The following is a 20124-nucleotide window of genomic DNA, read 5'->3' as shown; positions in this document are numbered from 1 at the left end:
AACACGTGGCCAGGACCAAGGAGTTCGATCCGGACGCCGCGCTGCGGGCAGCCCTGGAGCTGTTCTGGCGGCGCGGCTACGAGGCGACGTCGATGTCCGACCTCGTGGAGCACCTCGGCGTCGGACGCGCCAGCATCTACGCGACCTTCGGCAACAAGCACGAGCTGTACCTGAAGGCGCTGGAGCGCTACGAGCAGGGACTGCTCCCGGACATGCTCCGGGAGCTGGCCCGGCCGGGTCCGGCACTGCCGGGCGTACGGGCGCTCGTGCGGCGCTACGCCGCCGAGGCGACCGCCGACGACCTGCGCGAGCGCGGCTGTTTCGTCACCAACACGGCGGCCGAGCTGGCGCCGCACGACCCGGCCGCCGCGCGGCGGGTCGAGCGCAACTGGGACCAGCTGGAGGCCGTGCTGCACTCGGCCCTGGAGCGCGCCCGCGCCCAGGGCGAACTGCCGGCCGGCCGCGATCCGCTGGCCCTGGCGCGCATGCTGCTGGTGCTGCTCCAGGGGCTCAGGATCGTCGGCAAGGCGTCCGCGGACCCGGCGCGGGTACGGGACGCGACGGAACAGGCACTGGCACTGCTCGACTGACCCACCCGCGGGCCGGGGCTTTTCTCTTGCCCGCATACTGAACCGCTCGGTCAAAAAAGGGGAGATCATGACCAGCCGTTTCACCGACCGCACCGCCCTCGTCACCGGGGCCGGCTCCGGCATCGGACGGGCCGTCGCCCTGGCGTTCGCCGCCGAGGGAGCGAACGTCGTCGTCGCCGGACGCCGGCGGGAACCGCTCGACGAGACGGTGGCCCTGATCGAGGCCGCGGGCGGCAAGGCGCTCGCCGTCACCGCCGACGTGGCGCGCGCCGCCGACGTGCAGACCGTCGTGGACGCCGCCGTGGAGCGCTTCGGCTCCCTCGACGTGGCGGTCAACAACGCGGGGGTCTTCCGGGGCGGCGAGCCCCTGGCCGACCTGGCGGAGGACGACTGGCGGACGCAGCTCGACATCAACGTCACCGGGGTGTTCCTCGCCCTGCGGGCCGAGGTCCGCCAGATGCGCAGCCAGCCGTCCGGCGGCGCGATCGTCAACATCGCCTCCACCTTCGGCATGCACAAGCGGCAGCCGGGCGCCACCGCCTACGCGGCCACCAAGGCGGCCGTCTCGGTGCTCACGCGGGGCGCCGCCCTGGACCACATCGCCGAGGGGGTCCGCATCAACGCCGTCAGCCCGGGTGCCACGGACACGCAGATGTCGCTGCAGCCGGGCGAGACGGAGGCCGGGCGGGCGGAGCGCATGAAGAGCGAGGTGCCGCTCGGCCGGGTCGCGGCGGTCGAGGAGGTGGCGGCGGCCGTGCTGTACCTGGCGTCGGACGACGCGGCCTCGGTGGTCGGCACCGAGCTGGTGGTGGACAGCGGGCAGACGGCCTGACCCCCTCGTGCCAGGGGCTGCCGCGCCCGCCGTCGGCCCTTGACAGCACCGTCTGATGGCACCGTCGGCCCTTGAGGGCGCGGTCAGCCCTTGAGGGCGCCGTACGTCACCCCCGTCAGCCGCTCGGACGCGGCCCACAGCCGCTCCCCCATGGCGTCGTCGACGGTCCAGGGCGCCCGCCGGGCCGGTGCGGGCGCCCCGCGCCACATCGCGAAGGAGGGGCCCGTGAAGGAGTCGGGACGGACGCCGGGGGCGGTGGCGGCGTACAGGAGGGGCAGCGCGCCCGCCTCGGCCGACTGCGCGAAGAGCCGGTTGCCGGCCCGCATGGCCCGCTCGGCGAGCCCGCGCCCCTCCATGCGCGGCCCGGTGGTCTGGAGGTTGGTCGCCGCGTACCCGGGGTGGGCGGCGGCCGCCACCACGTGCGAACCCTCACCGGACGCCGCGAGCCGTCGCGCCAGCTCGTGCGTGAAGAGCAGGTTGGCCGACTTGGACCGCGCGTAGGCGACCCAGCGCCCGTACCGCCGCACGCAGTCGACGTCGCCGAGATCGATGTTGGCCAGCACGTGCATCATGCTGGAGACGGTCACGACACGGGCGCCCGGCGCGGCGAGCAGGGCGGGCAGCAGCAGGCCGGTGAGGGCGAAGTGGCCCAGGTGGTTGACGCCGAACTGGGTCTCGAAACCGTCCGCGGTCGTGCCGCGGGGCAGCGCCATCACCCCGGCGTTGTTGAGGAGCAGGTCGATCCGCTCGTACGGCAGTCCGCTCGCGAACGCCCGCACGGAGGCCAGGTCCCCGAGGTCCAGCCGCCCCAGCTCCACCCGGGCGCCCGGCACCTCGCCGAGCAGCCGCTCCACGGCCGCACTCCCCCGGGCCTCGCTCCGGCACGCGAGCACCACCCGCGCCCCCTTGCGCGCCAGTTCGCGCGCCGCCACGTAGCCGAGCCCGCTGTTGGCCCCGGTGACGACGGCGACCCGGCCGTCCTGGTCGGGGATGTCGCGCTCGCTCCAGCCGGTCATCGTCGGCTCCTCCCGGGTGCCGGAATTCCCTCACCGTACGCCACTTCCCCCCGCGCCCGGAGCGGAGAGCTACCGTCCGGTCACGTCACGTTCGCATCACAGGTCCTTCATATCGCCCCCACATCGGCGGCCCCTCAATAGCTTCATCACCTCAAAGGCGAACAATCGCACCCTCAAGATCACTCATACGGACATCCAGACCTTCCGAGGCATTCCATGATCCCCTTCCGCAAGCCCGCCGCCGCGGCCGTCGCCGCCCTGGCACTGGCCGCCCTGCCGACCGCCGCCGAGGCGCACGACGGCACGCACCCGTTCAAGAACTGCACCGAGGCGTACGACAACGGGTACGCCGACATCCCCGCGTCCGACGAGCAGCACTACGGCAAGCACCTGGACCGCGACGGCGACGGCATCGGCTGCGACAAGCCGCCCGCGGGCTTCGTGCCCGCCGACGACAAGGACTCGGGCGGCGACGGCGAGGACTCCGGCGGCGACGGCAAGGCGGACCAGGCGTCCGGGCAGCGGGAATCCGGGTCCGGCTCCGGCAAGGACACCGACCTGGCCGAGACCGGCGGCGACGACAGCACCCCGTACCTCGCCGCGGGCGGCGCGGCCGTCGTCCTCGCGGGCGGCGGCCTGCTCCTGGCGGCGCGCAGGCGCCGGGACACCCGCTGACGTCACCGTTTGTCCATGACCCGTCAACCCCACTCCCCTAGGGTCCGTGATCGCGCGACCCCGCCGTCACCCGGCGGCGGGGCGGTCACGGCACCCCTGGAGTGAAAGTGGAACGTCGTACCCTGCTGCGTGCGGTCGCCCTCGGCGGCTCCTCCGCCGTCCTCGGCGGCACCCTGTGGCGCGGCGCCGCGTACGCCGCCCCCGCCCAGCCCGGCACGGGCCCGTACGGCCCGCTGGGCTCGCCGGACGCGAACGGCATCAGACTCCCCAGCGGCTTCACCTCCCGCGTCATCGCCCGTTCCGGCCAGAAGGTCCCCGGCACGTCGTACACCTGGCACAACGCCCCCGACGGCGGCGCCTGTTACGCCGACGGCACGGGCTGGATCTACGTGTCGAACTCGGAGATCAACCCCTCCGGCGGCGCGAGCGCGGTGAAGTTCTCGGCCACCGGGGCGATCACGTCGGCGTACCGCGTGCTGTCGAACACCCGCCAGAACTGCGCCGGCGGCAAGACCCCCTGGAACACCTGGCTGTCCTGCGAGGAGGTCGACCGCGGGTACGTCTACGAGACCGACCCCTGGGGTGTGAAGGCCGCCGTCCGCCGCGACGCCATGGGCCGCTTCAAGCACGAGGCCGCGGCCGCCGACCCGGTCCGGAGGGTCGTCTACCTCACGGAGGACGTCACCGACGGCTGCTTCTACCGCTTCCGCCCGACGACCTGGGGCGACCTGTCCTCCGGCACCCTGGAGGTGCTGGTCGCGGGCACGGCCACGAGCGGCCCGGTGACGTGGGCGAGGGTCCCGGACCCGTCCGGCGCCACCGCCACCCGCAGCCAGGTCTCCGGCGCCAAGCGCTTCAACGGCGGCGAGGGCTGCTACTACGCGAACGACACCTGCTGGTTCACCACCAAGGGCGACAACCGCGTCTGGCAGTACAACGCGGCCGCCCAGACCATCGAACTGGCCTACGACGACTCCCTGGTGACGTCCGGCACGGCCCCGCTGACCGGCGTGGACAACGTCACCGGCTCCGCCTCCGGCGACCTGTTCGTCGCGGAGGACGGCGGCAACATGGAGATCTGCGTGATCACCCCGGACGACGTGATCACCCCGTTCCTGCGCATCGACGGCCAGTCCGGCTCGGAGATCACGGGCCCGGCGTTCTCCCCCGACGGCACGCGGCTGTACTTCTCCAGCCAGCGCGGCACGACCGGCAGTTCCTCGGGCGGGATCACGTACGAGGTGACGGGCCCCTTCCGGGCGTAGCGCAACGGAAGAGGGCGGCTCCCCCCGCACGGGGTGCCGCCCTCTCTCCGTGATCCGGAGCCGTCGCCGATCGGTGAGGGTGGTCGGGTGACAGACGACGGCTCCGGGGTCCAGCGTGCCCGCGAGGGGCTAGCGGTGGTCGCTGCCCTCCGCCGTGACGGCCGCGCGGCCGGCCTCCAGCCGGGCCACCGGGATGCGGAACGGGGAGCAGGAGACGTAGTCCAGACCCACCTGGTGGAAGAAGTGGACCGACTCCGGGTCACCGCCGTGCTCGCCGCAGACGCCGAGCTTCAGGTCGGGACGGGTGGCGCGGCCGGCCTGCGCGGCGGCGGCGACCAGGGAGCCCACGCCGTCCTTGTCGATGGTCTCGAAGGGGCTGACGCCGAAGATGCCCTTCTCCAGGTACGCCGTGAAGAAGCTCGCCTCCACGTCGTCGCGGCTGAAGCCCCAGACCGTCTGGGTGAGGTCGTTGGTGCCGAAGGAGAAGAACTCGGCCGCCTCCGCGATCTGGCCGGCCGTCAGCGCGGCGCGCGGCAGCTCGATCATCGTGCCGATGGCGAGCTTCAGCCGCGTGCCCGAGGCCGCCTCGACCTCGGCGATGACCTGGTCGGCCTCCTCGCGCACGATCTCCAGCTCCTGGACGGTGCCGACCAGCGGGATCATGATCTCGGCGCGCGGGTCGCCCTTGGCCGCCCGGCGCTCGGCGGCGGCCTCGGCGATCGCCCGGACCTGCATCGTGAACAGACCGGGGATGACCAGGCCGAGGCGGACGCCGCGCAGGCCCAGCATCGGGTTCTGCTCGTGCAGGCGGTGGACCGCCTGGAGCAGGCGCAGCTCGTTCTCGTGGGGTTCCTGGCGGGATTCCGCGAGGGCCACGCGGACGGAGAGTTCCGTGATGTCGGGCAGGAACTCGTGCAGCGGCGGGTCGAGGAGACGGATGGTGACCGGGAGGCCGTCCATCGCCTCGAACAGCTCGACGAAGTCCTGCTTCTGGAGCGGGAGCAGTTCCTTCAGGGACTCCTCGCGCTCCGCCTCCGTGTCGGCCAGGATCAGCCGCTCCACCAGCTCGCGGCGGTCGCCGAGGAACATGTGCTCGGTGCGGCACAGGCCGATGCCCTGGGCGCCGAAGCGGCGGGCGCGCAGCGCGTCCTCGGCGTTGTCGGCGTTGGCCCGCACCCGCAGGCGGCGCTTGCGGTCGGCGAAGGCCATGATGCGGTGGACCGCCTCGACCAGTTCGTCGGCGTCCTCGGCGCCCGCGTGCATGCGGCCCTCGAAGTACTCCACGACCGGGGACGGGACGACCGGGACCTCGCCCAGGTAGACCTTGCCGGTCGAGCCGTCGATGGAGACGACGTCGCCCTCCTCGACGACGTGCCCGCCGGGCACGGTCATCCGGCGGCGCTTGGTGTCGACCTCCAGCTCCTCGGCGCCGCAGACACAGGTCTTGCCCATGCCGCGCGCGACCACGGCCGCGTGGGATGTCTTGCCGCCGCGCGAGGTCAGGATGCCCTCGGCGGCGATCATGCCGTCCAGGTCGTCGGGGTTGGTCTCGCGGCGGATCAGGATGACCTTCTCGCCCGAGCGGGACCACTTCACCGCGGTGTACGAGTCGAAGACCGCCTTGCCGACCGCCGCGCCCGGCGAGGCCGCGATGCCGCGGCCGACCTGCTCGACCTTGGCGGACTCGTCGAAGCGGGGGAACATCAGCTGGGCGAGCTGGGCGCCGTTGACGCGGGTGAGCGCCTCGGCCTCGTCGATCAGGCCCTGGTCGACCAGCTGGGTGGCGATGCGGAAGGCGGCGCCCGCCGTGCGCTTGCCGACGCGGGTCTGGAGCATCCAGAGCTGGCCGCGCTCGATGGTGAACTCGATGTCGCAGAGATCCTTGTAGTGGTTCTCCAGGGTCTCCATGATCTGCATGAGCTGGTCGTACGACTTCTTGTCGATCCGCTCCAGCTCCGCGAGCGGGACCGTGTTGCGGATGCCCGCCACCACGTCCTCGCCCTGGGCGTTCTGGAGGTAGTCGCCGTAGACGCCCTGGTGGCCGGAGGCGGGGTCCCGGGTGAACGCCACGCCCGTGCCCGAATCCGGGCCCAGGTTGCCGAAGACCATCGAGCAGACGTTGACGGCCGTGCCGAGGTCGTGCGGGATGCGCTCCTGGCGGCGGTAGAGCTTGGCGCGGTCGCCGTTCCAGGAGTCGAAGACCGCCTTGATGGCGAGGTCCATCTGCTCGCGCGGGTCCTGCGGGAAGTCCCGGCCGGCCTCCTTCTTGACGATCTTCTTGAAGGTGGTGACCAGCTTCTTCAGGTCCGCGGCCGCCAGCTCGGTGTCGACCGTGACCTGCTTGGCCTCCTTGGCCTTCTCCAGCGCCTCCTCGAAGAGGTCGCCGTCGACGCCGAGGACGGTCTTGCCGAACATCTGGATGAGGCGGCGGTAGGAGTCCCAGGCGAAGCGGTCGTCGCCGGCCTGCTTGGCCAGGCCCTGCACCGACTTGTCGGAGAGGCCGATGTTGAGGACCGTGTCCATCATGCCGGGCATGGAGAACTTGGCGCCGGAGCGGACCGAGACGAGGAGCGGGTTGTCGGGCTGGCCGAGCTTCTTGCCCATCTTCTCTTCGAGGGCCGCGAGGTGCGCACTCACCTCGTCACGCAGTGCCGCCGGCTCCTCGCCGCTCTCCAGGTAGACCTTGCAGGCCTCGGTGGTGATGGTGAAGCCGGGCGGGACCGGAAGGCCCAGGTTGGTCATCTCGGCGAGGTTGGCGCCCTTGCCGCCGAGGAGGTCCTTGAGGTCCTTGTTGCCCTCGGTGAAGTCGTAAACGAACTTCACGCCCTCAACGCTGGTGCCGTGCTCAGCTACCTGGGGTTCTTTGTTTTCCGACACGGGTCTCGACTCCTCGAGGACGCGGTGGCTGCCCTGACGGCGAGGAATGTACCCAGATCAAAGGCTCATGGGTACGTCCACTTGCGCGTCATGCGCCTGTAACCACTCGTCCGCCAGCGGATCGAAAGTCAAGGCTTGGCAAGCGACCGAAGGCTTGTGTTTTCACTTCTTGAACGAATCAACCTCCTCAAGGCTCGTCTGACCGCTCAATTGAGCGCCGTTATCCACGTCTGAGTTCGATCGATGAACGATCAAGGTCTGGCACTGAGTGCCACCCCTTGGAGAAGTGCACTCGCCGAAGATCCGCTCATCTGAGCGCAACCCTTATCAAGGGTGGCGAGAATCACGCTGCCACAGCGAGCCGGATTTCACCATGCGGACCTGTCCCGGACGCGATCCGGACACGGCCGCAGCAGGCTGAACACAGCGTGCGGACCGGACGTAAGACAGGGCGGCGGGCCCGAACCCCCACGTCGGGTCCGCCGTCCAACGGGTTTCGTACGGAAGGACCCCCGGGTGCCTGTCTTCACGCACTTCCGCCCGCCACCGCGCACGGCCGACGACACCCCCGGACTGCGCGCCCTCAGGACCCGCCTCACCCGGCGGCGCGACGCCTGGCGCGCCCGCCGTCCCACCGCCGCCCGGGTGCTGCGCCGGACCGTCACCGTCCTCGCGGCCGCTCTCGTGCTCGGCGCGCTGCTGCTGCCGAACACCCTCGCCGCCCTGCAGCCGAACCGGTTCGCCCGGATCCCGGTGGAGGCGGTCGTCGGGGCCGTGCTGCTGCTCTGTCTGCCCCGCGTGGCGCGGCTGGTGGCGGCAGCGCTGTTCGGGGCCGGCCTCGGCGCGCTGACCGTGCTGAACGTGCTCGACATGGGCTTCACCGAGTACCTGGGGCGGGGCTTCAACGTCGTCCTGGACTGGGGGCTGCTGGACGATGCCCAGTCGTACGTGGCGGACTCGATGGGCGGTGCGGTGGCGGCCTGGGCCGCGGTGGGCGCCGTCGCGCTGGTGGTACTGCTGCCGCTGCTCACGGCGCTGGCGGCGGTCAGGCTGGGCGAGCTGCTCGCCGCGCACCGGGAGCGGGCGGCCCGGGGGGCGCTGATGGCGGCCACCGTGTGGATGACCTGCGTGGCGCTCGGCGTGCAGACCTTCGGCGTGCCGGTCGCCACCAGGAGCGCCTCCGCGGCACTCGAGGCGCAGGCGCACCGGGTGGTGGACACGCTGCGGGACGAGGCGGCGTTCGAGAAGGAGGCGGAGGCGGACCGCTTCGGCGCCACGCCCGGCGAGGAGCTGGTCCCCGACCTGCGCGGCAAGGACGTGATCTTCGCGTTCATCGAGAGCTACGGCCGCAGTGCCGTCGAGGACCCGGTCATGGCACCCGGTGTCGGCCGCGTGCTCGACGCGCGGACGAAGGCGCTGGCCGGGGCGGGCTTCCGCGCCCGCAGCGGCTGGCTGACGTCGGCGACGTACGGCGGCAGCAGCTGGCTCGGCCACTCCACGTTCCTGTCGGGCCTGTGGGTCGACAACCAGCAGCGCTACCGCACCGTGACCGCCGGCGACCACCTCACCCTCACCAAGGCGTTCGAGAAGACCGGCGACTGGGACACGGTCGGTGTCATGCCGGGCGTGCAGAAGGCCTGGCCGGAGGCGGAGTGGTACGGGCTCGACAAGGTCTACGACGCGTTCGGCATGGGGTACGAAGGGCCGAAGTTCAGCTGGTCGACGATGCCGGACCAGTACGCCCTGGAGGCGTTCCAGCGCCTGGAGCACGGCAGGAAGCGCGACAGGCCGCTGATGGCGGAGATCATCCTGACCTCCAGCCACCAGCCCTGGGCGCCGATCCCGAGGATGGTCGGCTGGGACGAGCTGGGCGACGGTTCGGTCTTCGACGCCGTGGCGCGGGAGGGCGAGAAGCCGTCGGAGGTCATCGCCGACGGCACCCGGTCACGGCAGGAGTACGGGAAGTCGGTCCAGTACTCGGTCACCAGCCTCACCGAGTGGCTGGAGCGCTACGGCACCGACGACACCGTCCTCGTCTTCCTCGGCGACCACCAGCCCATCGCCCGGGTCAGCGGCGACGGGGCGAGCCGGGACGTGCCGGTCTCGATCGTGGCCAGGGACCCGAAGGTGCTCGACGCGATCGACGACTGGAACTGGACGGAGGGCCTGAAGCCGGCGCCGGACGCCCCGGTGTGGCGGATGAGTTCCTTCCGGGACCGCTTCCTGACGGCGTACGGCTCCGTCCCGCACCCGTCGGGGGGCTGATCAGCCGCCGGAGGTGTCCAGCTCGGCGTCCTCGCCGATGCCCGCGCAGTCGTACGGGTCCTTCAGCCAGCCGTCGGGCAGGACCACCCGGTTGTTGCCGGAGGTGCGGCCGCGGGGGCCGTCGGCGCCGGCGGGCCAGGGCTGGTCGAGGTCGAGTTCGTCGAGCCCGGCGCGCAGCTCGGCCAGGGAGGACGTGACCGCCAGCCGCTTGCGCATCTCGGAGCCCACCGCGAAGCCCTTGAGGTACCAGGCCACGTGCTTGCGGAAGTCGATCACCCCGCGGGACTCGTCGCCGATCCACTCGCCGAGCAGGGTGGCGTGCCGGACCATCACGTCGGCGACCTCGCGCAGGGTGGGCCGTACGAAGGCGTCCGGGCGGCCCTCGAAGGCGGCCACCAGGTCGGCGAAGAGCCACGGCCGGCCCAGGCAGCCGCGGCCGACGACCACGCCGTCGCAGCCGGTCTCGCGGACCATGCGCAGCGCGTCCTCGGCGGACCAGATGTCGCCGTTGCCGAGCACCGGGATCTCCGGGACGTGCTCCTTCAGGCGGGCGATGGCGTCCCAGTCGGCGGTGCCGCCGTAGTGCTGGGCGGTGGTGCGGCCGTGCAGGGCGATGGCGGTCACGCCCTCCTCGACGGCGATCCGACCGGCGTCGAGGTAGGTGAGGTGGTCGTCGTCGATGCCCTTGCGCATCTTCATCGTGACCGGCAGGTCACCGGCGCCGCTCACGGCCTCGCGCAGGATGGCCCGCAGCAGGTTCCGCTTGTACGGGAGGGCCGAGCCGCCGCCCTTCCTGGTGACCTTGGGCACCGGGCAGCCGAAGTTGAGGTCGATGTGGTCGGCGAGGTCCTCCTCCGCGATCATGCGGACGGCCTTGCCGACGGTCGCGGGGTCCACGCCGTACAGCTGGATCGAGCGCGGCGTCTCGGTCGCGTCGAAGCGGATGAGCTGCATGGTCTTCTCGTTGCGCTCGACCAGCGCCCGGGTCGTGATCATCTCGCTCACGAACAGGCCCTTGCCCCCGCTGAACTCCCGGCACAGCGTGCGGAAGGGCGCGTTGGTGATCCCGGCCATGGGCGCCAGCACCACGGGCGGTGCGACGGGGTGCGGACCGATCCGCAGCGGCGGGTTCACGACGGGCGCGGTGGGCGTGGTGGGCGTGGACATCTCTCCATTGTTCCGTATGCGGGGCGGTGCCCGGCACGCACGGGCCGCAAGATCATGTAACAGTCATTAGTTAACCGCACTATCGAAATCGGCGTACGATGGAGACCATGCCCGAGCTCTCCCACCGCCGACGTCTGCTCGTGCTCGCCATCTGCTGCATGAGCCTGCTGATCGTGAGCCTCGACAACACCGTGCTGAACGTCGCCCTGCCGGCCATGCAGCGCGATCTGGACGCGAGCACGTCCGGGCTCCAGTGGGCGATCGACGCGTACACGCTGGTGCTGGCCGCGCTGCTGATGCTCGCCGGCTCCACCGCCGACCGGATCGGTCGCAAACGGGTCTTCATGGCGGGCCTGGTCGTCTTCACCGTCGGCTCGCTGCTGTGCTCGCTCGCGCCGGACCTGTCGGCGCTGGTCGTGTTCCGGATGGTGCAGGCGGTGGGCGGTTCGATGCTCAACCCCGTCGCCATGTCGATCATCACCAACACCTTCACCGACCCGCGCGAGCGCGCCCGTGCGATCGGCGTGTGGGGCGCGGTCGTCGGCATCTCCATGGCCGCGGGCCCCCTGGTGGGCGGACTGCTCGTGGAGTCGGTCGGCTGGCGGTCGATCTTCTGGATCAACCTGCCGGTGGGCCTGGCCGCACTCCTGCTCACACTGCGCTTCGTTCCCGAGTCCCGGGCGCCGAGGGCCCGCCGCCCGGACCCGGTGGGCCAGCTGCTCGTGATCGTGCTGTTCGCCTGTCTGACGTACGCGATCATCGAGGCGCCGAACGCGGGAGCGGCGGCGGTGGTGCCCTTCGCGGCGGTGGCGCTGGCCGCGCTGGCCGGCCTGCTCTGGTACGAGCCGCGGCGCGCCGAGCCCCTCGTCGACCTGCGCTTCTTCCGGTCGGCACCGTTCAGCGGGGCCACGGTGATCGCGGTCGGCGCCTTCGCCGCGCTGGGCGGCTTCCTGTTCCTGTCCACGCTGTACCTGCAGAACGTGCGCGGGCTGAGCGCCCTGCACGCCGGTCTGTGGATGCTGCCGATGGCCGTGCCGACCTTCCTGTGCGCCCCGCTGTCCGGACGGCTGGTCGGCAGCCGGGGCCCGCGGCCGTCGCTGCTGGTCGCGGGCGGCGCGATGACCGTGAGCGGGGTGCTGTTCGCGGCGTTCGACGCGGAGACGTCGGACGTCGCCCTCTTCGCCGGGTACGTCCTCTTCGGCGTCGGCTTCGGCTTCGTCAACGCGCCGATCACCAACACCGCGGTCTCCGGCATGCCCCGCGCCCAGGCCGGGGTGGCCGCCGCCGTCGCCTCCACCAGCCGTCAGCTGGGCCAGACCCTGGGCGTGGCGGTGGTCGGCGCGGTGCTGGCGGCGGGCGTGGGCGCGTCGTCGTACCGGGACGCCTTCGTCTCCGCCGCCCGGCCCGGCTGGTGGATCATCGCCGGGTGCGGCCTCGTGGTCCTGGTGCTCGGCGCCGTGACCACCGGCGCGTGGGCCCGCCGCACGGCGGAGCGCACGGCCGGGCGGCTCCAGTCGCCGGAGGTGCGGGAGGCCGCGGGCACCGGGGCGTGACGGCGGGCCGGCCCGCTGCCGGTCAGAGCTTCTTGTTGCCGCCCTTGTTGACGATGCTCGCCTTCTTGCAGCGGTTCCAGTCGAGCTCGATGCCGGTGCTGCCGCCGCCGAGGCCGCCCCACTTGATGAGGCTGATCTTCTTTCCGCCGTAGCCGCCGGGGGCGTACTTGTTGTTCTTGAAGACGTTGTCGCGGCCGCAGGTCTCGCCCTTCTCCAGCCGGCCCCACTCGCTGAAGAGGGCGTAGGTGCCGGACTTGGTGAAGGTGTTGTCGCTCACGGTGTTGCGGCTGCTGGCGTTGCGGATGCGGACGGGGTCGCCGCTGATGGACGAGAACGTGTTGCCGGTGATGGTGCTGCCCGAGGTCCTGACCATGTAGACCCCGTGCATCTTGCCGCCGTTGCGGAGCCCGGAGAAGGTGTTGTTCCGGATCTTGATGCCGGAGGAGTTCTGCACGTGGACCCCGGCGAAGCCGGTGCTGCCGCTGAGGTTCTTGAAGGTGTTGCCCGAGACGGTGACGTTCGAGACGTTGCGCAGCAGGATGGCGTTGGCGTGGCCGGAGAACGTCCTGCCCTTGATGGTGAAGCCGCCGGGGCCGCCGTCGATGCAGAGCTGGTAGTCGCCCTTGGGGCACTTCACCTGGCCCGGGTACTTCGCGGCGGATGTGGCGGCCCAGCTCGGTTCCGCCAGGCCGGCCAGCACCAGCGCTCCCCCGAGGGCGCCGGTGAGCAACGCGTTCTGGGCGAGGCGGGTGCGGGTGCGGATGTGCGGGGCGTGCGTACGCATGTGGTGGCTCCTCTTCGGGGCGTCGGCGGTGTGCGGGGCGCGCGGCCGGTCCACCCCCGTGGGTCCGGCCGTCGCGCCGCCAACGAGACTGGGCCGCGGGGTCCTGTCCGGCAACGGTTTCGGCTGTCCGGGACAGGGGCGTTGATGTCCTGGCTGGTCAGCACTTGTCCGGGCGGTACGGCGGGGGCCTCGCGACGTGGCCGGGACGGGGGTTGTCGGCCGTGACGACCGGGATCACAATGACCGCATGACGATCAAGCGGGGCACCGGGGAGTTAGATCCAGGGGCCGCGCGCACCCCGGCCGAGTTCGTCGCTCTGCTGCGGCGGCTCAAGGAGCGCAGTGGGCTGACCTACCGTCAGCTGGAGCAGAAGGCCGCCGAGCGGGGTGACGTCCTCGCCCGCAGCACCGTCGCGGACGTCCTGCGGCGGGAGGCGCTGCCGCGCGCCGAACTCGTCACCGCGCTCGTCCGGGCCTGCGGGGCGGAGGGCGACGCGTCCCTGTGGCTGGCGGCCCGGGAACGGCTGGCCTCGGCATCGGACTCGGAACGCGAGGGCGCGGCGTCCGTGGGGCCTGCGGGGTCAGACGGCTCCGAGGGGCCTGACGGCTTCGAGGGGGCCGAGGGGTCCGCAGGGCCCGCGGGCTCCACCGGCCCTGCGGAAGCCACGGGGGCCGCGCACGCCGCGGAGTCCATGACTTCCGCCGGGTCGCCCGACGCCCGCAAGCCGTCCGGTCGGCACACCGACGACGCCGGCAGTCGCACCCGTACCGCCTCCCTCGCCGCCGTGGCCTCGCTCAGCACGGTTGCCCTGCTGGTCATCGGTGCCTTGGTGCTGTTCCCGGAGGACGGGAATCCCCCGGCCACCGGGGACACGGGCGACCGGGGGCCGACGGTGACGGCCGGCCGGTCGGGGGCGTCCGAGGCGGCGGGGGCATGGCAGACGCCGGAGGCCGCAACGAGCCCGGACGCCGGTCCCGCACGGCCGGGCCCCGCGCCCGGACTGTCGCGGATCCGGCCGGTCCGGGCGTCCGGCTTGTGCCTGACCGATGGTCAGGTGCGCGCCGAGAGCGGCGAGTCCAAGGTGGTCGCGGTGCAACGGCCGTGCGGCGAGGCCGTACCGCCGGAGACACACCTGCTGAAGGCGGACGACGGGACGTACCGCATCCAGTGGGACCACCCGGTGGAGGACACCGGCTGCCTCACCGTCCTGGACGACGGCGCCTTCCGGAACATGCTCGAACCCTGGAACAACTGCGCCGCTCCAGGCCGCTCCCAGCTCTTCCGCATCGAGCGGGCCGAGGGCGGGGACGGCTGGCGGCTGCGGCCGGAACAGCGGGACGGCATGTGCGTGGGCATCCGCGGGGACGCGGACGAGCTCGGGGCGGTGGCCGTCGTGGAGCCCTGCGCGAACACCAGGGCCTCCTCGGCCGTCTCGTCCCGGCAGGTGTTCCTGATCGGCCCGGGCTGACCGACCACCCGACGGGGTCGGCACCCCGGACACCGGCGCGGGCCACGGGAGACGGCCTCACCACCCCAGGGCCCGGGACGCGCGAGGCGTTCGCACACCGGGCAGGTGCCCGCCACGCGAGCCCGACGGCCGGGAGCAGACGGGCCACCGCCACCCATCGGCACGGGTGACCGGCCGCCCGTGGGGACGGGCGCCCCGGACACCGGCGGGCCGCAGGCGGTCTCAACGCGTCGAGGCACGCCTCCGTGCGCCTCCGGCGCGGTGGGTGTCAGGCGTCGCACGCCGGGCCGGGAGCCCGTCACCCGGGCCCCAGGATCACGGACCGGTCGGCCACCGCCGGTGAACGGCCCGAGTGAGCGGCGCCGGCGAGAACCGGCACCCGGGACACCGGCGCGGGCCGGGGGAGGCATTCTCGGGGCGTCGGGGCGCGCGTCCGGGCGGCCTCCGGCACGGTGCGCGCGAGGCGTTCGCGCGTTGGGTGGGAGCCGTCAGGAGGGGCCCAGGGTCGGGAGGCGGTCGGAGAGCGTGGGCCAGTGTTTGGTGATCGTTTCCTCCAGGCGGGGCAGGGCCCGCTGGCCCAGCAGGGCGAGGACGATCGCCACGGCGACGCCGGCCCAGGCGAGCGGGCCGAGCGGGGTGCAGCCGAAGAGCTGGCTGGCGCCCGGGGTCTGGACCAGGGCGACCAGCGCGGCCGCGGAGCCGAGCGACGTGACCTGCACCAGGGAGCTGCCCCGCCGGTCGGCCAGAGTCTGGGCGAGCTGGGTGCCGACCACCGCGCACAGGCCCATCGTCGTCGAGCGGCGGGCCCTGCCCGGGGTGAACCGGCCGAACAGCCAGGCCGCGGTGGCGCCCAGGCACGTGGTCAGCGCCCGGTGCCGGATCTGGCGGATCAGCGGCTCGCCGAGGACCGCAGTACCGAGCGGCGCGCCCGCGTCGGGGTCCTCCTCCTCGCCGTCCGTCTTCGGGGTCGACGTCACCGCCACCGCCATCGCGGGGAACAGGTCGGTGAAGAGGTTGACCAGCAGCATCTGACGGGTGGACAGCGGTGCGGCGCCGCCGAGGACGGTGCCGAGGAGGCCGAAGCCGACCTCGCCCGCGTTGCCGCCGATCAGGATGGCGATGGCGTCGGCGACGCTGTGCCACAGGGCCCGGCCCTCGCGCACCGCCTCGACGAGGACCAGCAGGTCGTCCCCGGTGACGACCAGGTCCGCGGCGTTGCGGGCGGCGGCCGAACCGCGGGCGTTGATGCCGACGCCGATGTCGGCCGCGCGGATGGCGGCGGCGTCGTTGGCGCCGTCGCCGACCATGCCGACGACCCGCCCGGCGTCCCGCAGCGACTCGACGACCTGGAGCTTCTGCTCGGGCGCCACCCGGGCCACGACATCGGCGTCGCGCAGCAGGCCGGAGCGGGCCGACCGGTCGGCGGCGGCGAGTTCGTCGCCGGTGACCACGGTCGCGTCCTCGGGCCAGCCCAGGTCCATGGCGATGGCACGGGCGGTTTGCGGATGGTCGCCGGTCAGCACCACCGGCCGTACGCCCGCCTCGCGCAGCCCGCGCACCAGCGCGGGGGACGTCTCGCGGGCCACGTCCGCGAGCGCCAGCAGACCGGTGAACTCCAGCTTGGCGGGCGGCTGTTCCAGGGCCTGCGCCGGATCCTCACCGTCCGTCAGGGGCCGCTGCGCCACCGCGATGATGCGCAGCCCGTCACGGGCGAGGGCGTGCGCCGCGTCGGCGGCGACGTCCGGCAGTCCGGCGCAGGCCGGCAGCACGGTCTCCGGCGCGCCCTTGACCACCAGCACGGGCGTGCCGTCCCCGTCCCTGCCGACGGCGGCGGCGTAGCCGCGGGACGTCTCGAAGGGCAGGCCCTCCTCCTGCCGCCACCCCGGGTCGTCCCCGGCGGCGTCCAGGACGGCCTCGTCGGTGGCGTGCGTGGGCCGGCCGGTGGCCTCGCCGTTCAGCCGGGGGCAGGCGCGGGCCGCGACCCGTACCGCCTCGGCCGCCTGAGGCGCGCCGAGCTTGTGGACCGTGCCGTCGGCGGCGGAGACCTTCACCAGCCGCAGCTTGTTCTCGGTGAGCGTGCCGGTCTTGTCGAAGCACATGGTGTCCATGCGGCCCAGCGCCTCCAGCGTGCGCGGGGTGCGCACGAGGACGCCGCGCCGGCCGAGCCGCCGGGCCGCCGCCAGCTGTGCCACCGTCGCCACCAGCGGCAGCCCTTCGGGCACCGCGGCCACCGCCACCGACACACCGCCGCTGACGGCCTGCCGGACGGGCGTCCCGCGCAGCAGCGACAGACCGGTCACCGCGGCGCCGCCCGCCAGGGTCAGCGGCAGCGCCTTGCGGGTCAGCTCCTGCAGCCGGGCCTGGACCCCGGCGGCGGCCGGGGTGCGGGCGGCGAGCGAGACGGCGCGGGCGGCCTCGGTGTGGTCGCCGATGTCCACGACGACCGCCTGGGCCCGCCCGGCGACGACGGTCGTGCCCTCGAAGACCATGCAGTGCCGCTCGGCCACGGGGGCGCGCGGCGCCGGGTCCACGGACTTGTCCACCGGCAGGGACTCGCCGGTCAGCGCGGACTCGTCGACCTCCAGGCCGTCCTCCCACAGCAGCCGGGCGTCGGCGGGCACGACGTCGTCCGCGTCGAGTTCGATGATGTCGCCGGGATGCAGCTTGGCGGCGTCCACGACGCGCAGCCCGGCCGCCGCGTCGTGCGACTCCTCCTCGGCGACCCGCGCCTTCTGCTTCTGCTGTGCGAGCAGCCCGGCCAGCGCCCGCTCGGCCCGCAGCCGCTGGAAGCCGCCGACGAGAGCGTTCAGGTCGAGGGCGCCGACGACGAGCAGGGCGTCCATGACCGAGCCGAGGATCGCCTCCGCCGCCGAGCCGACCGCGAGCACGGGCGTCAGCGGGTCGTCGAGTTCGCCGCGGACCGCCTGGCCGAGCTGCCAGGTCCACTTCAGCGGGGCGAGCGCGGGCTGCCGGCCCGCCCGGCCGGCCGCCGCCCGCAGCCGGGCCGTCAGCTGTTCGGTGGCGGACGGCTCCGGTTCCTTCTGCCGCTCCAGCCGTTCCCGTACGCCGGCCGGGTCCAGCGCGTGCCACGCCACCCGCGGCCGGGGCCGGGGGGCGCGGGCCGCCGCCACGCCGAGGGCGGCGCGGGTACCGGAGAGCAGGGACGCCGCCGCCGCGGCGTCCACCGGCGCGTGCCGCAGCCCCGGCAGCGCCGAGGGTCCGCCGCCCTTCCCCTCCCGCGCCTCGCCGATGGCCACCAGCAGCCCGGACAGCGCGGCCCCGGACCGGGCCAGCGTCTGGGACCGGTGGCCGACCCGGCGCGCCGCCGGCACCGCCCGCAGCACCCGCCACACGTCGGCCAGGCCGTGCGGGGCGAGCAGGTCCGCGCCCCACACCACCGGGCTGTCGGCGTCGGCGAGCGCCACGGCGACGTCACCGCCGAGCAGTCCTTCGAGCACCGTGCCGTCGTCGCCGGGCCGGGGCCGTACGACGGTGACGACGCCGCCCTCGGCACGCAGGTCGTCCACCACCTCCCGCAGCGGCCGCCCGGCGCTCACCACCTGGTCGGCGAGGCCGGTGAAGTCGGCCAGCGCCGGGTCCTGCACCATGACCACGCGCAGGCCCGCGCGCCGTGCCGCGTCCAGAACGTCCTCGGCCCACGGGTCGCCCCCCTCGGGGAGCCGCAGCGCGCTGGGGTGCAGGACGACGGTGGCGGCCATCTCCAGTTGCCGCAGCCGCTCCGGGTCCCGCACCAGTACGCCGGTGCGCGACAGGGCGCCGCTGAGGACGGCGTGGAAGGCGGCGGGGCCGTAGCGGGCCGCCTTGGGCGAGCCGGCGAGCACCGCCTCCGCGGCCTCGGCGACGTCGTGCTTGACGAGCAGGGTGGCCACCGCGCCCGCCACGCTGCCGGTCGAGGCGTGGGCGGCGTACGCCTGGGCCGGGGAGGAGCGCAGCGGCGGGCGCAGTGCGGGGTCGGCGGGCAGGCTGCCCCGGCCGGGGGCGCACAGCTGGTCGTGCACGACCTCGAAGGTGGCCGTCCGCGCCACCGCCTCCGCGAGCTGGCAGACACGCAGCGCCCCGTCGAGCACCAGCGAGGTCGGGCTCTGGCCGGCGCCGTGCACGGCGGCGTTGGCGGCGGCGAGGACGACGTCCATGCGGTGGATGCCGAGCCTGCCGCGCAGCCAGGACCGGAAGGTGGGGTTCTCGCGCAGCAGCGTCGCCACGGCGGTGACCAGGCGGGGCGAGGCCGGCAGTCGCAGGGCGGAACCGGTCAGGGCGGCGGCGATGCCGAGCACGTCGGCGCCGAGGGTCGCCGCCGCGGCGCGCACCGAGGCGGGGTCGCCGGGGTGGGTCAGTTCCTCGACCTGCTCGTCGGCCCGGGTCAGCCCGTGCCGCTCGGCGAGTGCGGTCGCCCGGTCCACGACCCGGTCGGTGACCTCGTCCTCGGTCGCGGTCACCACCAGCCGGGCCAGTCCGGGGTCCCAGTAGGCGAGCGCCACGTCCGGGTGTTCGGCCAGTGCCGCCGCCACCCTCCGTGCCACCCGCGCCGTGCCGCCCGCGCGCCGCACCTTGTCCGCCGCGGCCGGTACGAGCGCGAGGTGCGCCCGCCGGCCGGCCCGCCAGTCCCGGGTGCCGCCCGGCAGCGCGGCGCGGGCGACCCGTGCCGCCCGCGCCGCGAAGTCCGCGCTGCGCACTCCGGCCCGTGCCGTGCCCGCGACGGCACCGGCCGCCGCGCCGACCGCCGGCGCGGTGCCCCGCGCGAGCAGCCGGGGTCCGGCCAGGACCAGTGCGGCGGCGGCGCCCTGGGAACGCGTCAGAAGTCCGCCGGCCATCTCTGTCTCTCAGCCCGCCTTTCCCGAACGCGACGCGGAGGCCGTCTTCCGGCTCCTGCTCCCGGCCGAAGCGCTGGGCCGACCGGATGACGCCTTGGTTGCCGACTGGGTCTTGGTCCGGCCGGGGGACGCCTTGGCCGTGGACGCGGTCCTGGAGGACGTGGTCCTGGCGGCGGAGGCGGTCTTCTTCGCCGTGCTCTTCCGCGCGGTGCTCTTCGTGGCCGGGCCCTGGGCCGTGCTCTTGCGGGCCGGGCTCTTCCGGGCGGCCGCTTGCGTCCCGGCGCTCTTCTGCGCGGTGCTCTTGCGGGCCGTGCTCTTCTTGGCGGTGCTCTTCCGCGCGGGGCTCTCCTGCGCGGGGCTCTCCTGCGCGGCCTTCTCCGCCCCGGCCTTCTCCTCCTCGCCCGTGGCGGCGCGCTCCCCCTCGCCCACCGCCTGCGCGGTCCGGGCGGCCGTTGACTCCTGCGGCCGGGGCTGCGTCAGCCAGGCCACCGCCGCTCCGGTGAGCGCGATGGGCCATTCGACGAGCCCGGCGACGCCCAGCACGCCGGCCCCGGTGTACACGATCAGCCGTCGCCCTCGCGGCGACACGGCCCCGATCCTGTCCAGCGCACCCTCGGCGGTCCTGCCCACCGTCCCGGCGCCGGGCACCTTCCGCAGCACCGACGCGACCGTGCTCAACGGCCGCGGGAGCGTCTGCGCCGACTTCTGCTCAGCCATGACTGTCCTCGCCCTGTGCGAACTGTGGAAACCCTGGGAACATCACCTTCCGCATTAACTCGGGTTCCCGCACTTCGGGCGGT

13 protein-coding genes are annotated in these 20124 nt (G+C 73.6%); 7 read left to right on the top strand and 6 right to left on the bottom strand.

Annotated elements, in window-relative coordinates; genetic code table 11:
- Window positions 1-5: 5 nt before the first annotated feature.
- Both H0H10_RS39340 and H0H10_RS39335 read left to right on the top strand, forming a co-directional pair.
- Window positions 6-590 carry a TetR/AcrR family transcriptional regulator gene (locus H0H10_RS39340; protein WP_188186036.1) on the top strand — a complete coding sequence of 195 codons (585 nt, stop codon included), beginning with the start codon at window positions 6-8 and terminating at the stop codon, window positions 588-590.
- 67 nt (window positions 591-657) lie between these two features.
- Window positions 658-1422, top strand: coding sequence for an SDR family NAD(P)-dependent oxidoreductase (locus H0H10_RS39335; RefSeq protein ID WP_188186035.1), 765 nt, complete (start codon window positions 658-660; stop codon window positions 1420-1422).
- An 83-nt stretch (window positions 1423-1505) separates the two neighbouring features.
- On the opposite strand, the gene H0H10_RS39330 is transcribed toward H0H10_RS39335, so the two are convergent.
- Window positions 1506-2438 carry an oxidoreductase gene (locus tag H0H10_RS39330; RefSeq protein ID WP_188186034.1) on the bottom strand — a complete coding sequence of 311 codons (933 nt, stop codon included), beginning with the start codon at window positions 2436-2438 and terminating at the stop codon, window positions 1506-1508.
- 216 nt (window positions 2439-2654) lie between these two features.
- Between H0H10_RS39330 and H0H10_RS39325 the strand changes: the two genes are divergently transcribed.
- Window positions 2655-3113, top strand: a complete 459-nt coding sequence (locus H0H10_RS39325; RefSeq protein ID WP_188186033.1) for an excalibur calcium-binding domain-containing protein — start codon at window positions 2655-2657, stop codon at window positions 3111-3113.
- Between the two features lie 107 nt (window positions 3114-3220).
- Complete coding sequence (locus H0H10_RS39320; RefSeq protein ID WP_188186032.1) at window positions 3221-4378, top strand: alkaline phosphatase PhoX; 1158 nt, start codon at window positions 3221-3223, stop codon at window positions 4376-4378.
- A gap of 129 nt (window positions 4379-4507) precedes the next feature.
- Here the strand turns inward: H0H10_RS39320 and ppdK are convergent, their stop codons facing one another.
- Complete coding sequence (gene ppdK / locus H0H10_RS39315; protein WP_188186031.1) at window positions 4508-7255, bottom strand: pyruvate, phosphate dikinase; 2748 nt, start codon at window positions 7253-7255, stop codon at window positions 4508-4510.
- A gap of 516 nt (window positions 7256-7771) precedes the next feature.
- Between ppdK and H0H10_RS39310 the strand changes: the two genes are divergently transcribed.
- Window positions 7772-9520, top strand: coding sequence for an alkaline phosphatase family protein (locus tag H0H10_RS39310; RefSeq protein WP_188186030.1), 1749 nt, complete (start codon window positions 7772-7774; stop codon window positions 9518-9520).
- Here the strand turns inward: H0H10_RS39310 and dusB are convergent, their stop codons facing one another.
- Window positions 9521-10687 carry a tRNA dihydrouridine synthase DusB gene (dusB, locus tag H0H10_RS39305; protein WP_188186029.1) on the bottom strand — a complete coding sequence of 389 codons (1167 nt, stop codon included), beginning with the start codon at window positions 10685-10687 and terminating at the stop codon, window positions 9521-9523.
- 107 nt (window positions 10688-10794) lie between these two features.
- Between dusB and H0H10_RS39300 the strand changes: the two genes are divergently transcribed.
- Window positions 10795-12240 (top strand): MFS transporter, encoded by a 1446-nt coding sequence (locus tag H0H10_RS39300; RefSeq protein ID WP_188186028.1) that lies wholly within the window; start codon window positions 10795-10797, stop codon window positions 12238-12240.
- A gap of 22 nt (window positions 12241-12262) precedes the next feature.
- Here H0H10_RS39300 and H0H10_RS39295 read toward each other — a convergent pair whose 3' ends face one another.
- Complete coding sequence (locus H0H10_RS39295; RefSeq protein ID WP_188186027.1) at window positions 12263-13024, bottom strand: right-handed parallel beta-helix repeat-containing protein; 762 nt, start codon at window positions 13022-13024, stop codon at window positions 12263-12265.
- A gap of 247 nt (window positions 13025-13271) precedes the next feature.
- Between H0H10_RS39295 and H0H10_RS39290 the strand changes: the two genes are divergently transcribed.
- Window positions 13272-14492 (top strand): helix-turn-helix domain-containing protein, encoded by a 1221-nt coding sequence (locus H0H10_RS39290; protein ID WP_188186026.1) that lies wholly within the window; start codon window positions 13272-13274, stop codon window positions 14490-14492.
- Between the two features lie 488 nt (window positions 14493-14980).
- Here H0H10_RS39290 and H0H10_RS39285 read toward each other — a convergent pair whose 3' ends face one another.
- Window positions 14981-19324, bottom strand: a complete 4344-nt coding sequence (locus H0H10_RS39285) for a cation-translocating P-type ATPase (protein WP_188186025.1) — start codon at window positions 19322-19324, stop codon at window positions 14981-14983.
- Between the two features lie 9 nt (window positions 19325-19333).
- Window positions 19334-20041, bottom strand: a complete 708-nt coding sequence (locus H0H10_RS40415; RefSeq protein WP_223181096.1) for a hypothetical protein — start codon at window positions 20039-20041, stop codon at window positions 19334-19336.
- Window positions 20042-20124: the final 83 nt, after the last annotated feature.

This window comes from Streptomyces griseicoloratus, from assembly GCF_014534645.1.
Classification (GTDB): domain Bacteria; phylum Actinomycetota; class Actinomycetes; order Streptomycetales; family Streptomycetaceae; genus Streptomyces; species Streptomyces griseicoloratus.
The sequence above is the reverse complement of the archived record's forward strand: the minus strand, read 5'-3'. Positions and strand labels throughout refer to the sequence as shown.

Excerpts from the sequence above, each read along its gene's own strand:
- H0H10_RS39335 (WP_188186035.1), top strand. The coding sequence starts at position 658 with ATGACCAGCCGTTTCACCGACCGCACCGCCCTCGTCACCGGGGCCGGC.
- H0H10_RS39330 (WP_188186034.1), bottom strand. The coding sequence starts at position 2,438 with ATGACCGGCTGGAGCGAGCGCGACATCCCCGACCAGGACGGCCGGGTC.
- H0H10_RS39325 (WP_188186033.1), top strand. The coding sequence starts at position 2,655 with ATGATCCCCTTCCGCAAGCCCGCCGCCGCGGCCGTCGCCGCCCTGGCA.
- dusB (WP_188186029.1), bottom strand. The coding sequence starts at position 10,687 with ATGTCCACGCCCACCACGCCCACCGCGCCCGTCGTGAACCCGCCGCTG.
- H0H10_RS39300 (WP_188186028.1), top strand. The coding sequence starts at position 10,795 with ATGCCCGAGCTCTCCCACCGCCGACGTCTGCTCGTGCTCGCCATCTGC.
- H0H10_RS39295 (WP_188186027.1), bottom strand. The coding sequence starts at position 13,024 with ATGCGTACGCACGCCCCGCACATCCGCACCCGCACCCGCCTCGCCCAG.
- H0H10_RS39290 (WP_188186026.1), top strand. The coding sequence starts at position 13,272 with ATGACGATCAAGCGGGGCACCGGGGAGTTAGATCCAGGGGCCGCGCGC.
- H0H10_RS39285 (WP_188186025.1), bottom strand. The coding sequence starts at position 19,324 with ATGGCCGGCGGACTTCTGACGCGTTCCCAGGGCGCCGCCGCCGCACTG.
- H0H10_RS40415 (WP_223181096.1), bottom strand. The coding sequence starts at position 20,041 with ATGGCTGAGCAGAAGTCGGCGCAGACGCTCCCGCGGCCGTTGAGCACG.